A 14,269-nucleotide genomic window follows, 5' to 3' on the forward strand; every position below is an offset into this window, starting at 1 on the left:
CTATTAATGTGAACATATGAATTAAAAAATAAACATCGGGTACAAATAAATTCAAATGTGATTAGCCTCACAACTCATAATGGATAAAAAAATGAACACCATGTCTTTAAACAAAGAATGAAAATCATAAAATGCGCTCTCAGGATAATAGACACTCTCCACAAAGAAGAGACGAGACAGAGATGAAGACTTCATCATCACCATCCCTCATTATTTGGTTAACATATTACTTTATACTAAAATCTGTCCTTCAGCAGAAATAGCATTTGCAACGGCTTCATCATTTGCTTCATCAGGCAATAGCATATCATTATGCGCACAACCAGATGGAATCATAGGAAAACAATTTTCTAAATTATCAACACGACAATCGAAAAGAACTGGCTTGTTACACTCAATCATTTGCTGAATTTTATCATCAAGTTCATCCGGCCTTGAACAACAAATACCAACAACTCCGTAAGCTTGTGCCAATTTTACAAAATCAGGCATTGATTCTGTATAAGAATGAGAAAGACGATTGCCATGCAGCAATTGTTGCCACTGGCGGACCATACCCATATATTGATTATTTAAAATAAAAACTTTCACTGGTGTATTATGTTGAACAGCTGTCGCAAGTTCTTGAATACTCATCTGAATTGAAGCATCACCAGAAATACACAAAACAAGTGCTTCAGGATGTGCTATTTGAACACCAATAGCAGCAGGAAGTCCATATCCCATAGTTCCAAGTCCACCAGAAGTCATCCAATGTTTTGCCTCATCAAAGCGATAATACTGTGCAGCCCACATCTGGTGTTGTCCAACATCCGTTGTAACATAAGCACGCATATCTTTGGTAAGTGCATAAAGCCGTTCAAGCGCATATTGCGGCATAATAGTATCTTTTTTTTCCGTATATGCCAATGAGTTCCGTGCTTTCCAGCGATTAATTTGCGCCCACCATGCATCACGACTTTCGCGCTTCAATGTTGGTTTTTGCATATGCAAGTGTCGATTGATACTTGCTAAAATATCAGCCACATCACCAGCAAGTGGAACATCTACTTTTATGATCTTATTGATAGAAGAAGGATCAATATCAATATGAATAATACGTGCATGCGGTGCAAATGCATCAAGCCGCCCAGTGATACGGTCATCAAACCGTGCCCCAACAGCTAACATAACATCACAATCATGCATGGCCATATTCGCTTCATAGATTCCATGCATCCCAAGCATTCCAAGCCAGTTTCTGCTAGAAGCAGGATAAGCACCAAGTCCCATGAGTGTTGACGTAATTGGAAAATCTCCCAATTGAACCAAATCACGCAAAAGCTGTACAGCTTGCATCCCCGATGAAATAACCCCACCACCAGAATAAATAACAGGACGTTTTGCTTCTGCTAAAAGAGAAACAGCAAATTCAATAGCCTCAGTATTCTCTTTCAACTGTGGATAAGAAAGCATAGATGACGAAGTTTGAGGTGCCCTATACCCCCCCAAAGCAAATTGAATATCCTTAGGAATATCAATCAAAACTGGCCCTGGACGTCCTGATCTAGCAATAGAGAAAGCTTCATGAATGATTGTCGCAAGTTCATTTACATCTTTAACCAAACAATTATATTTCGTACAAGACTTTGTAATACTGACGGTATCAGCCTCTTGAAAAGCATTTGTTCCAATCACAGTTGTCGGCACCTGACCAGAGAAACAAACAAGAGGAATAGAATCCATGAGTGCATCTTGCAAAGGTGTCACAGCGTTTGTTGCCCCAGGTCCAGAAGTCACAAGCATAACGCCCACCTTTCCTGTACTCCTAGCATAACCTTCAGCGGCATGCCCTGCCGCTTGTTCATGACGTACCAAAATATGCTGTATCTCATCTTGTTGATAGAGAACATCAAAAATAGGAAGGACGGCGCCACCAGGATAACCGAAAATGTGTGTAACGCCTTGGTCCCTAAGAGCTTGAACCACCATCTCAGCTCCCGACATCACTTTTTCGTTCATGCTCTCTTGTATTTTTGGATGATGTATCATTTTTCCTACTCGCCTATTTTATGTTTATGGCACAAAAAAAGCTCCTTAAAGGAGCCTATAAAAAAAGCCCCCGAAGGAGCACACTACATGCAAAGAGTATACACTGCACGCCCCCCCTTGTTCTAACATAAGACCATATAGAAGAATATCTCTTCAAAATAAGCTTTAATTCTATTAATATTATGCGTCAATAAAAAAATGTCTTGCTGAAAACTTTCCATTTATAGTATCTTCACTTTCCTTAAACTGTTCCAAATTTTCTCAGATCCTTATTCAGAAATGAGTTTCCACTCAGCATCAAATTGATGACGGAACCACGTCATTTGTCTTTTTGCATACCTTCTTGTTTGCATTTTCACCTTTTCAAGAGCATGCTCAAAACCGATGTGTCCATTCAAATAAGCAATAAACTCAGCTATACCAATCGCTTTCACCGCTGGTAATAAAGGTGAAAGCTTCAACTTTTTCATCATAACCACCTCTTCTAAAGCTCCCTTTTCAACCATAGAGTCTAACCGCTTATGAATGCGTTTATAAAGCTGTTGACGTGGTGGAATAAGAAGGATTTTTTCTAAACAATTTGAAGTAATTAAAGGCGTTGTTTTTTGCTCATGCCACCAACTTAGCTTCTTACCCGTTGCCTCGTAAACCTCCAAAGCACGGACGATACGTTGTCCATCTTGAGAAGAAATTTTTTCAGCAAAAACAGTATCAATCTGCGACAACTGACGATAAAGACTCTCAACCCCCTCTGTATCAAGCCGACCTCGCCATCTTTCCCGCACATCATCAGGAATAGAAGGAATTTCCACCATGCCTTCTAAAAGAGCACGAAAATAAAGTCCCGTTCCACCAACAAAAATAAGTGACTTTGTCGTAAATATATTTAAAATGTTTTCAACATCACGTGACCATTGTCCCACAGAATAATTCAAAGAAGGACTCACGTAACCATAAAGATAGTGTGGAACAATCGCAGTGTCAGTTTCTGTTGGTCGAGCCGTCAAAATGTTTAAAACATCATAAACCTGCATTGAATCTGTATTAATGATGATAGCATCTTTTTTTTGAGCCATTTGCACAGCAAGCTTGGACTTTCCACTTGCTGTTGGACCCGCGATTAATGTAATCGTCCTGTGTGTCATCAATCGAGCTTCCTATACCCATCAGTCAACATCCCATTGCAACATACATAGCTTACCTCGAAGGACTTATATTTCCTCTACCTTACCATAGAGTAGACCCTTCAAATAAAACCTCTGTAATAAACAAAAAGAAAACACTTGCTTCCTTTGATAAATAAAAACGAATATAAAAATAACAAAAGAATTTTATTTATTCCTGCTATTTATTATTCAATAACAAAACATAACCGTAAAAACTCTTTCAAATGAGAACATCTTAAACAAACGTATTTTTTCATCACCATATATAAAATAATCTTCAGCTTAACCTACATCGCAAAAGAGCTTTGCCTTTTTACATAAAAATAAACGGCATTCTCACTTATGATAAGCATATGCCCAATATCTTCTACAAACAAACTCTCTTTTTACGTTTATTTTTTATCAACCACAGAGCAAAATACAGTAATATCTAGAAAGTTATTCCATTGGAATCGTCACAACACGTAATTCCCCATCTGGTCGTGCAATAACGCACAAAGCATTTTTGCGTCCAGCTTCACGTAATTTATGGATACGTTTTTTAGCATCCTCAATAGTTGTGACAGAGCTCTGATTAATCTCAACGATTACTTCACCTGTACGAATACGCTTTTTATCTGCCGCACCATTTTGTACAATAGACGTTACAACCAATCCCTGAAGTTTATTATCAGTAATTGAATAATGATGACGCAAATCCTCTGTAAGTTCAGACAATGTCATTCCCATAAATTGCATTGTCATGCTTTTGGTTAAAGCATTGTTTTCTTCATTTTCAGATTTTTCTTCTGTATTTTCATTTGTATCTGTTTCAATCAAACGTCCAAGTTTAACTGTTACTATTTTTTTCTTCCCATCCCGTAAAACAGTAACATCAACCACCTTTCCTTCCGGACTTTCCGCTACTAAACGCGGCAAATCACGCGCATGCTTAATTTCTATATCCCCAAAGGAAAGAATAACGTCTCCTGTCTGTAGCTGACTATTGTCTACATCCGTTTGTTCCATTTTACCAGCAATCAACGCTCCCACAGCGTGATCTAGTTTTAAACTTTTTGCAATATCTTCTGTCACTGGTTGAATACGAATAGCCAACCAACCACGTCTTATTTCTCCAAAATCACGCAATTGATTAATCACAGAAAGAGCCATATCTGATGGTATAGCAAAACCAATACCAATAGACCCTCCAGAAGGCGAAATAATAGCCGTATTAATCCCAATCACCCTACCACTTCTATCAAATAACGGACCACCAGAATTTCCTCGGTTAATCGCTGCATCGGTCTGAATAAAATTATCATAAGGACCAGCATTAAGATCGCGATTGCGTGCAGAAATAATACCAACCGTAACACTTCCACCAAAACCATAAGGGTTGCCAATTGCCATAACCCAATCACCAATACGCGTCTTTTCAGAATCACCAAAACGTACTGCTTTTAACTTTTTACTTCCTGCATCTACTTGAAGTAGTGCTAAATCAGTCTTACTATCCTTTCCAAGCAATTTCGCTTTCAATTTTGAACCATCGGTAAAGTTAACTTCAATATCATCAGCATCAACGATAACATGGTAATTTGTAACAATAAGCCCTTTTTGGGCATCAATCACAAAACCAGATCCTAAAGAATGTACCTTTTGAAATTGACTGTCCTTTTGTCCATCTTTGGGGGTAAAAAAATCACTGAAATATTCTTGTAATAATGAATCCTTTGGTATAGTGGGCACTGAAACATTTTCATCTTGTTCAGTCCCATCAACAGTCTGTGCTATGGAAATATTCACGACCGTCTCCAAAAGTTCAGAAGCCAAGTCCGGAATAGGTATATCTTTCGTCTCTTCCCCCCAAGAGAAAGAAACTGGTCCTGATAAAAATAGGATCACACAGACCACAAATCTTGTGACAAATAACTTCAAAGACGTATTTTTATCTACGACATTTTTACCCATAACATGCCTTTAACAAAACGCTGTAAAGAACCGCACTCAATTTACCTATAAAAAATCAATACGGGCCAACACTCTACCATTCTTACTATAAAAAGAAGATAACAACAAATCACACACCTCACACAAAAGTGTATAGATTCAGTTCGCTATTGTCTTTCTTCTCCTCCAATTTTTAAATCATTTCTAGCAAAACCTGCATTGGTTGATGAATTTTTTTTCTTTTCCTGCAATGGATTACGGAAATAGAAAAAGAAATCTTCATTTGGCGAAATCACCATTGGAACACGCTCCAGATTTTTATATTGTTCCATTGCTAACCAAAAATCGTAAAAAGATGGATTAGCCTCCCTTGCACCCAGTAAAAGGCGGATACTTTCAGCTTGTCCCTCACCACGAGTAATTTCAGCATCACGCTTTGCAGCTGCTACAATCTCTTCATATTCACGATTAGCTTCAGCTACAATACGATCTCGTTCCTGTTGCCCACGAGCACGAATATTTTCGGCCGCTGCCTCACGTTCAGCTGCCATTTGCCGATAAACATCTTCTGAGACAGCATCTGTTAAATCCGTTTTGCGAATACGGACATCAACAATCGTAATACCTAACGAACCTGCATCCACAGAAAACTGCCGCTGCACTTCAGCCATCATTGCACCCCGCTCGTCAGACAAAGCCGCTCTAAATTCTCGCTTCCCATAAACAGCACGCAAAGCATCAATAAAGCGCGGTGCAAGATTTTCACGCGCAGCAATTTGCGGACGCCCTGAAGCAATACGCTGCAAAAATAATTTTGGATCCGTAATGCGGTAAATAAAAAACGCATCCACTTCGTAATAAGCACCACCACGTACTTGTACAGATTGTGTAGGGACATCATAACGCAACAACCGATTATCAACAACGATCATCTTATCCATAAAAGGTACTTTAAAATAGATCCCAGGATCAGATTCAACCTTAACAATTTGCCCAAAACGCTTAATTGCCACTTGTTGACGAGGATAGACAATAAAAATAGACATCCACAAAACTATCAAAAGAAGTATTATGGTACTAACAACAAACAAGAAACGAGATTGCTGCATAATTATCGTCCTCCATAAATGCGAGAATCCAACAGTGGTGTGGAATGTGTTGTTGCTTTTTTAGCTTTTTCTGGTGAGTTGCTACGCAGCAATTCGTTCAGAGGTAAATACGGCACCGCAGGAGAGTTTACTTGATCAAAAAGCAATTTATTGGGTGAAGAAAGAATATGTCCCATCGTCTCCATATAAATACGATAACGTGTAGCCTCTGGTGAAATTGCAGCCTCACGCGCTATAGCCTGAAAACGTTCAGCACGCCCCCTTGCCTCTTCAATCATTTGTGCTTTGTCACCCTTTGCGATTTCCCGTGTGCGTGAGGCTTCACCGTTTGCTAAACCAATCTTCGTAAAACGCACACGATTTCCTTCTTCAATCATGCGCCCACGTTCCTGCTCCGCCTGCTGAACAGAATTAAATGCAGCTGCAACTTTCGTAGGAGGTGCAGCTTCACTAATCGACACACGGCTTATTTCAACACCCAGTTGATATTTATCCACAGTCAATTGGATAATTTTTCTCACGTCATTAGCAACTTCTTCTTTTTTATCACGCAAAACATCATCAACAGGCCTTGAACCAATAACCTCACGCATCGCACTTTCAGCAACTTGACGAACTGTTCCTTCTTGATCATTCACATTGAATAAAAACTGACTCGGACGTGAAATCCGATAATAAACAGAAAAGTTAACATTAACAATATTTTGATCACTCGAAAGCATCAAACCTTCACTCTGTTGTGCCTGACCAGACTGCCCACCAATTGCGATATTTTTTTCTGTTAAAGGCACCTTTAGATAAGTTTCAATTGGCCAAAAATGAAAATGCAAACCATCACTGACAATTCCTTCTTTAGGAACCCCAAAGCGCAACTCTACCGCTTGTTCATTCTGTTGAACAATATAAAGTGACTGATAGAGCCAAAAAATAACAGCAAGCAGAAACAACAGAGCAAATAACCCACTACCACCAACTTGTTTAAACTGATCCTGCCCTCTCCGAAAAATATCATCAAGATTGGGACCATTACCACCACTATTCCCACCAGAACCAAAAAGGTTCTTAGCCGATGTTTTTTTATCCCCACCGAGTTTATTTTTATCGCCACTCCACGGGCCACCACCATTTTGATTTGTCCAGGGCATCATCACCTCTTTAACTGAATATCATTAGCTACACACCAACCGCCCACTTGACTTATAGTGCGGCTCTTATCTGATTACAATGTAACGAACAGGTTCTTTCCACTTAAAATTACGACGATTATTTCCGTTCGTAAACTACAAAGCGTGTGGAATGACTGTCTTTATCCCCTTCTGGAATATATTGTGTTTGTACAATAGTCCACTTTTCTTTATCAAAAACCGGAAAAAAACTATCACCCTTCATGGAAGCTAAAACTTCTGTCAGAAATATTTTATCGGCAATATGCAACCCCTGTTCAAAAATTTCTCCCCCACCAATAATGAAAATTTCATCGACACCATCTTGAGAAGCCACCTTTTTCGCAAGAGAACAGGCTTGAGATAACGAGTGAGCAATCACAGCGTCCTCAGTTTTAAATGTACAATTGCGTGTAATAACAATATTTGTGCGCTCTGGTAAAGAACGCCCAAGAGAATCCCAAGTTTTTCTCCCCATAATAATAGGCTTACCAAAAGTTAAAGTCTTAAAGCGCTGCAAATCCGTTGATAAACGCCAAGGCATCGCACCTTCATGACCAATAACACCATTTTCTGCAACCGCGGCAATTAAACAAATTTGAAAAGTCATACAGCTACCGGCGCCTTAATATGTGGTTGCGCTTCATAATTCAGCAATTCAAAATCCTCAAATTTAAAAGCAAAAAGATCTTTCACCTCTGGATTTATATGCATAAGCGGCAAAGCATTAGGTATACGAGACAATTGATTTCGAGCCTGTTCAAAATGATTAGAATAAAGATGCGCATCACCCAAAGTGTGGACAAAGTCACCAACTTTAAGATCACACACCTGTGCGACCATCATTGTTAACAGCGCATAAGAAGCAATATTAAATGGAACACCTAAGAAAATATCAGCCGAACGTTGATAAAGCTGGCAGGATAATTTACCATTAGCCACGTAAAATTGAAAAAAACAATGACAAGGTGGCAGAGCCATCTCTTCTATCAACGCAGGGTTCCATGCCGACACAATCAAACGACGGGAATCAGGGGTTTTCTTTATCATCGTCAAAAGATTACTGATTTGGTCAATATGCTGCCCATCCGGAGCGGGCCAAGAACGCCACTGATAACCATAAATAGGACCTAGATCCCCTTTTTCATCAGCCCATTCATCCCAAATTGACACACCATGTTTCTTCAACCATGCGATATTGGTATCTCCATTAAGAAACCATAAAAGCTCATAAATGATCGAACGTAAGTGTAGTTTTTTTGTTGTCAACAACGGAAAGCCAGCTTGTAAATCAAATCGCATTTGATACCCAAAAACCGACCGCGTTCCCACACCAGTACGATCTGCACGATCAACGCCCTGATTTAAAACATAAGATAAAAGCTCAAGGTAGGTTTTCATACAAACATTATGACCGATTCTGTCCGTTATAGAAAATATAAACTATAAAATTTATAAAAAATATAATTTAATTCTCTTCTCAAGCATCTTGAACAAGAAATGATCATGATCCAATTAAATTTTTGACGCAAATAACAAAATATTATAGACAGCTCTCGATAAAATAAATACAGGAGCAATAAATATACAGCTAATAAAAGGGACAAATCTATGGAGAATAAAGAAACTTTCGCACAAAACGATACAAGAAAACGTGTTCTCTCTATTATATCTAGTGCATCAGGTAATCTGGTAGAATGGTATGATTTTTATGTGTATTCTTTTACATCTATTTATTTTGCATCACAGTTTTTTCCTTCCGATGGAGATGTTGTTACAGAACTTTTAAAATCTTCTGCTGTTTTTTTTATAGGTTTTCTTATGCGTCCAATTGGAGGGTGGCTTTTTGGATTTATCGCTGATCGTTATGGACGTAAACGTTCTTTACTTATTTCTGTTTTTATGATGTGTGGTGGCTCTTTTCTCATTGCTTTACTGCCTACCTATGAAACAATTGGTGTAGCTGCAGCAGTTTTGCTCGTTTTACTGCGTATGATTCAAGGTCTCTCAGTTGGTGGTGAATATGGTACAACAGCAACTTATATGAGCGAAGTTGCACTTAAAAATCGTCGTGGTTTTTTTAGCTCTTTTCAATATGCCACACTCATTGGTGGTCAACTTCTTGCAAGTTTGGTTATGTTTATTCTAGCATTCTATTTAACAGAGGATCAGTTAAAAGCGTGGGGCTGGCGCATTCCTTTTGCAATTGGTGGATTAGGAGCAATTGTTGCCATCTATCTCCGTCGCTCCCTTCATGAAACCACAACGCAAGAAACGCGTTCTAAAGAAAAATCCGGTAGCCTTAAAGAACTTCTACGTCATCACAGAAAGTCTTTCTTTTTAGTGATCGGTTTTACAGCTGGAGGATCACTCACATTCTATACTTGCACAACTTATATGCAGAAATATCTCATCACAACAGCGGGATTTGATAAACACACTGCAACAACAATCATGACTATTGCTCTCTTTACGTTCATGTTAATCCAACCCATATTTGGCTCTCTCGCCGATAAAATTGGTACAAAAGCTTCACTGCTTATTTGGAGTACTTTATCCATCCTCTTTACCGTCCCTGCACTCAATGTCATTAGTAACGCCGATAGTACATGGATTGCACTCCTTACAGTTATTGGAATGCTCTGTATTATAAGTTTTTATACATCTGTCTCTGGTATCGTAAAAGCAGAAATGTTTCCTGCTTCAATACGTGCAATGGGAGTTGGCCTCTCTTATGCTATTGCCAATGCATTATTTGGTGGCTCCGCTGAATATGTAGCACTTGGATTAAAAAATAGAGGATATGAATCGACCTTTTATTTTTATATAACCGGCATGATGATCATTGCATTTATCGCAATTCTCTTGATGCCAGATGCCCGAAAAAAGGGATATCTGCAAGGAGATGACATTAATTAACCCAATTGCGTTTAATAAAAAGCCCAAAATGTTGGGCTTTTTATGCCTGCCGTTAAAAAATTGAATATCAACTGTAAACGTTCATTTCTCGTGCTCTATAATGGTGTAAAGAAGCATTTTTTCTTCTTTTAATGTGCGTTATGAGAAGTCAATAACTTCCTATTATAAAGGAATAAGCCTTTTTCTCTTTATTGGAAGCAATGCACTTAAATCAAAAAATATTTGATTTATTTTAACATCCTCCTCTATCTTTTTATTAAATCTACGTAGAAACTCATAATACTTAAGAAATATAACAATATACAATAAAAAAACATATTAAAAAATATGCAAATAAATATCAAATTATTTAACGTATACACATAAACTATATTTAGCACCGTATAAGGCGTTACACTTTTTAGTGAATATAATAGTAATATTTTCTGCATAAAGTACCCACAATACATTAATAATAAAATAATTATATAATACGTAAATTATACATTTTTAATATATATCTCTATTTATACGTTACACTATAAACAAAATAAATTATTTTACAGCTTTTTCATGAGGATTTATTATTATAATAATTGCGTTTTTATTATAAATAAATACTGGAAAAACTTAAATATAGATCCAAAAGGGAAATACTTCATGAAAAGCGAAACAAATCTATCAAAACATGATACAAGAAAGCGTATCTTTGCTATCATATCTAGTGCATCAGGAAATCTCGTGGAATGGTATGATTTTTATGTTTATTCATTTGCGTCCATTTATTTTGCATCACAATTCTTTCCTGCAGATGATGATATTGTGTCTCAACTATTGAAAACTGCAGGAATCTTTTTTATCGGTTTTCTGATGCGCCCTATTGGAGCATGGCTCTTTGGGCATATTGCAGATCGTTATGGACGCAAACGCTCCATGCTCATATCTGTTTTTATGATGTGTGGTGGCTCCTTTCTCATCGCCCTACTTCCTACCTATGAAACTTTGGGCATCACAGCAGCAGTTCTTTTGCTTCTCGTCCGAATGATACAAGGGCTTTCAGTCGGTGGAGAATATGGTACGGCAGCAACTTATATGAGTGAAGTTGCCCCTAAAAAGCATCGTGGTCTTTTTGCTTCTTTCCAATATGCCACAACCATTACGGGGCAGCTTCTCGCTAGCTTTATTATATTTATTCTAGAGCTTTACCTTACTGAAGGGCAGTTAAAAGCATGGGGCTGGCGTATTCCTTTTGTGATTGGTGGAATAGGAGCAATTGTTGCGATTTACCTGCGTCGCTCTCTCCACGAAACAACGACCAAAGAAAGCCGCTCTCAAAAACATACAGGGAGTCTAAGAGAACTTCTACGCAATCACAAAAAAGCATTCTTTTTGGTTATTGGTTTTACAGCTGGAGGATCGCTTACATTCTATACATACACTACTTATATGCAAAAATATCTGATCACAACAACTGGATTTGATAAACATACTGTTACAATGATCATGACCCCCGCGCTCTTTATTTTTGTCTTACTTCAACCTATATTTGGTTTTCTTGCTGACAAAATTCAAGCAAGAGCATCTCTTATCGCTTGGAGTATTTTGTCCATCATCTGCACAATTCCTGCCCTTAGAATCATTGGTAGCACGAACGATACTTGGGTTGCATTCTTCACTATTATAGGAATGCTCTGCATTATGAGTCTTTATACCTCTATCGCCGGTATCATAAAAGCAGAACTGTTTCCTGCTACAATCCGAGCAATAGGCGTTGGGCTTGCTTTTGCTATTGGAAATGCTTTATTTGGTGGCTCTGCTGAATATGTCGCACTTATGTTAAAAAATATAGGACATGAATCGATCTTTTACTTTTACATAATCTTTATGATGATCATTGCGCTCATTTCTATCCTTCTGATGCCGGATATAAACAAAGGGGGATATCTGAAAGATAATGAAACTCTTTGATTTCCGACATGAAGTATAAAAAGCCCAAATATTTGGGCTTTTTTTCATTCTGCAAAAAATTAGTTTTGATATCATTTAAACTCTGTGAAATTTATTGCATTCTTTAGAAATACAGCCATCAAAACAGTACAGCTTTTTCTTTTTCCTCAAAACATTCTTTATGCGATATTTGCTACGATGAATTTAGTCACTTTTTCATTAACACTTAAAATATCATAAACGCATCTTTCAACATGTTCCCTAAAGCTAATATAGCAATTTTTATTCTGCTATAAAATAACTAAAATAAATCGTTTTAACTCATTTGCATGAGGAGTCATTTTTGTATAGTTGATTTTTATCAAAACAAATCGTAATCATTTTAAATCGATAAAAGGGGAATACTTCATGAACAGCGAAACAGCTCTCGTAGAACATGATACAAGAAAGCGTATCTTTGCTATCATATCCAGCGCATCAGGAAATCTTGTCGAATGGTATGATTTTTATGTCTACTCATTTGCATCAATTTATTTTGCATCACAATTCTTTCCTTCAGATGATGATATTGTGTCTCAACTATTAAAAGTCGCAGGAATCTTTTTTATCGGTTTTCTGATGCGTCCCATTGGAGCATGGCTGTTTGGATTTATTGCGGATCGTTATGGGCGCAAACGCTCCATGCTTATATCTATTTTTATGATGTGTGGTGGTTCCTTTCTTGTCGCCATACTGCCTACTTACGAAACTCTGGGCATCACAGCACCAGTTCTTCTCCTTTTAGTCCGAATGATGCAAGGACTTTCAGCTGGTGGTGAATATGGTACAGCAGCAACTTATATGAGTGAAGTTGCTCCTAAAAAACATCGTGGTCTCTTTGCTTCTTTTCAATATGCTACACTTATTACGGGGCAACTTCTCGCAAGTTTTATCATTTTTATTTTAGCACTCTACCTTACGGAAGACCAGTTAAAATCGTGGGGCTGGCGAATTCCTTTTGTCATTGGCGGATTTGGAGCAATAATTTCAATTTATTTACGTCACCTACTCCACGAAACAACAACTAAGGAAAGCCGCTCTCAAAAACATACGGGGAGTCTGAGAGAACTGCTACGCAATCATAAAAAAGCATTCTTTTTGGTTATTGGTTTTACAGCTGGAGGATCGCTTACATTTTATACATATACCACTTATATGCAAAAATATCTGATCACGACCACCGGATTTGATAAACACACTGCAACAACAATAATGACTGCGGCTCTCTTTATTTTTGTCCTACTTCAACCCATATTTGGATCGCTCGCTGATAAAATTGGAGCAAAAGCTTTTCTTATTATCTGGAGCTCTTTATCCATTATCTGCACAATTCCTGCACTCAGAATTATTGGTGGCACAAACGATACTTGGGTTGCCTTCTTCGCCATTATAGGAATGCTCTGTATTATGAGTCTTTATACATCTATTGCCGGTATCATCAAAGCAGAATTGTTCCCTGCCTCAATCCGAGCGATAGGCGTTGGTCTCGCTTATGCCATAGGAAATGCACTCTTTGGAGGTTCTGCTGAATATGTCGCACTTGAATTTAAAAAGATCGGATATGAATCCGTCTTCTCTTTTTACATCATTTTTATGATGATCATTGCTTTCATCTCTATTCTCCTTATGCCTAATATAAACAAAGGAGGATATTTGAAAGAAAATGAAACCCTTTAAGTTTCTGGACTAAAAAGAAAAAGCCCAATTATTTGGGCTTTTTTTCATTCTGCAAAAAATCAGTTTTGATATTTCTTAAGCTTTCATAAAATTGGTTTAGCTTGTCTGGCAACAAAATAACAAAAAGCCATATGATCCTTTCTGCAAACTCTAGAGATTGTATCTACAGTTATTGAAATAATTTTTTGAGTAACTTTCTCACAAAAACCGAAGATATCACAATTGCATTTTTATACACTCCCCCCTCAAGTCCTATATAACAATTCTTGCTTTACGACAAAGATACCCCAAATAAGTTATCTAAAAT

The 14,269-nt window shown here is 37.7% G+C and carries 10 protein-coding genes; 3 read left to right on the forward strand and 7 right to left on the reverse strand.

Annotation, left to right across the window (positions count from 1 at the left end):
- Positions 1-231 precede the first annotated feature (231 nt).
- The 7 genes from ABID23_RS02815 to ABID23_RS02845 all read right to left on the reverse strand — a co-directional run bounded on the left by ABID23_RS02815 (position 232) and on the right by ABID23_RS02845 (position 8,802).
- A complete protein-coding gene (locus ABID23_RS02815; RefSeq protein ID WP_354189121.1) occupies positions 232-2,031 on the reverse strand; it encodes an acetolactate synthase 3 large subunit in 1,800 nt (599 codons plus the stop codon).
- Between the two features lie 269 nt (positions 2,032-2,300).
- Positions 2,301-3,176 carry a tRNA (adenosine(37)-N6)-dimethylallyltransferase MiaA gene (gene miaA / locus ABID23_RS02820; protein WP_354189123.1) on the reverse strand — a complete coding sequence of 292 codons (876 nt, stop codon included), beginning with the start codon at positions 3,174-3,176 and terminating at the stop codon, positions 2,301-2,303.
- Between the two features lie 459 nt (positions 3,177-3,635).
- Positions 3,636-5,150, reverse strand: a complete 1,515-nt coding sequence (locus ABID23_RS02825; RefSeq protein WP_354189125.1) for a Do family serine endopeptidase — start codon at positions 5,148-5,150, stop codon at positions 3,636-3,638.
- Positions 5,151-5,296: 146 nt separating this feature from the next.
- Complete coding sequence (hflC, locus tag ABID23_RS02830; protein ID WP_354189127.1) at positions 5,297-6,238, reverse strand: protease modulator HflC; 942 nt, start codon at positions 6,236-6,238, stop codon at positions 5,297-5,299.
- A 2-nt stretch (positions 6,239-6,240) separates the two neighbouring features.
- On the reverse strand, positions 6,241-7,383 hold the full coding sequence (hflK, locus tag ABID23_RS02835) for an FtsH protease activity modulator HflK (RefSeq protein ID WP_354189206.1): 1,143 nt from the start codon (positions 7,381-7,383) through the stop codon (positions 6,241-6,243).
- A 118-nt stretch (positions 7,384-7,501) separates the two neighbouring features.
- Positions 7,502-8,011 carry a dihydrofolate reductase gene (locus ABID23_RS02840; RefSeq protein ID WP_354189129.1) on the reverse strand — a complete coding sequence of 170 codons (510 nt, stop codon included), beginning with the start codon at positions 8,009-8,011 and terminating at the stop codon, positions 7,502-7,504.
- Positions 8,008-8,802: a thymidylate synthase gene (locus ABID23_RS02845; RefSeq protein ID WP_354189131.1), complete on the reverse strand. Its 795-nt coding sequence runs from the start codon at positions 8,800-8,802 to the stop codon at positions 8,008-8,010. The genes ABID23_RS02840 and ABID23_RS02845 overlap by 4 nt, the downstream gene beginning before the upstream one ends.
- A 210-nt stretch (positions 8,803-9,012) precedes the next feature.
- On the opposite strand from ABID23_RS02845, the gene ABID23_RS02850 reads away from it, so the two are divergent.
- The 3 genes from ABID23_RS02850 (at position 9,013) to ABID23_RS02860 (ending at position 13,962) form a co-directional block, all read left to right on the forward strand.
- Complete coding sequence (locus tag ABID23_RS02850) at positions 9,013-10,320, forward strand: MFS family transporter (protein WP_354189133.1); 1,308 nt, start codon at positions 9,013-9,015, stop codon at positions 10,318-10,320.
- Positions 10,321-10,959: 639 nt separating this feature from the next.
- Positions 10,960-12,267 carry an MFS family transporter gene (locus tag ABID23_RS02855; RefSeq protein ID WP_354189135.1) on the forward strand — a complete coding sequence of 436 codons (1,308 nt, stop codon included), beginning with the start codon at positions 10,960-10,962 and terminating at the stop codon, positions 12,265-12,267.
- Between the two features lie 387 nt (positions 12,268-12,654).
- Entirely contained in the window at positions 12,655-13,962 is a 1,308-nt protein-coding gene (locus ABID23_RS02860; protein WP_354189137.1) for an MFS family transporter, read from the forward strand.
- Positions 13,963-14,269: the final 307 nt, after the last annotated feature.

This window comes from Bartonella silvatica (genome assembly GCF_040545155.1).
Lineage (GTDB): Bacteria > Pseudomonadota > Alphaproteobacteria > Rhizobiales > Rhizobiaceae > Bartonella > Bartonella silvatica.

Bases quoted from the DNA above. Each gene is read 5' to 3' on its own strand.
- ABID23_RS02825 (WP_354189125.1), bottom strand. From the start codon at position 5,150: ATGGGTAAAAATGTCGTAGATAAAAATACGTCTTTGAAGTTATTTGTC.
- hflC (WP_354189127.1), bottom strand. From the start codon at position 6,238: ATGCAGCAATCTCGTTTCTTGTTTGTTGTTAGTACCATAATACTTCTT.
- ABID23_RS02840 (WP_354189129.1), bottom strand. From the start codon at position 8,011: ATGACTTTTCAAATTTGTTTAATTGCCGCGGTTGCAGAAAATGGTGTT.
- ABID23_RS02860 (WP_354189137.1), top strand. From the start codon at position 12,655: ATGAACAGCGAAACAGCTCTCGTAGAACATGATACAAGAAAGCGTATC.
- ABID23_RS02850 (WP_354189133.1), top strand. From the start codon at position 9,013: ATGGAGAATAAAGAAACTTTCGCACAAAACGATACAAGAAAACGTGTT.
- ABID23_RS02855 (WP_354189135.1), top strand. From the start codon at position 10,960: ATGAAAAGCGAAACAAATCTATCAAAACATGATACAAGAAAGCGTATC.
- miaA (WP_354189123.1), bottom strand. From the start codon at position 3,176: ATGACACACAGGACGATTACATTAATCGCGGGTCCAACAGCAAGTGGA.
- ABID23_RS02845 (WP_354189131.1), bottom strand. From the start codon at position 8,802: ATGAAAACCTACCTTGAGCTTTTATCTTATGTTTTAAATCAGGGCGTT.
- ABID23_RS02815 (WP_354189121.1), bottom strand. From the start codon at position 2,031: ATGATACATCATCCAAAAATACAAGAGAGCATGAACGAAAAAGTGATG.
- hflK (WP_354189206.1), bottom strand. From the start codon at position 7,383: ATGCCCTGGACAAATCAAAATGGTGGTGGCCCGTGGAGTGGCGATAAA.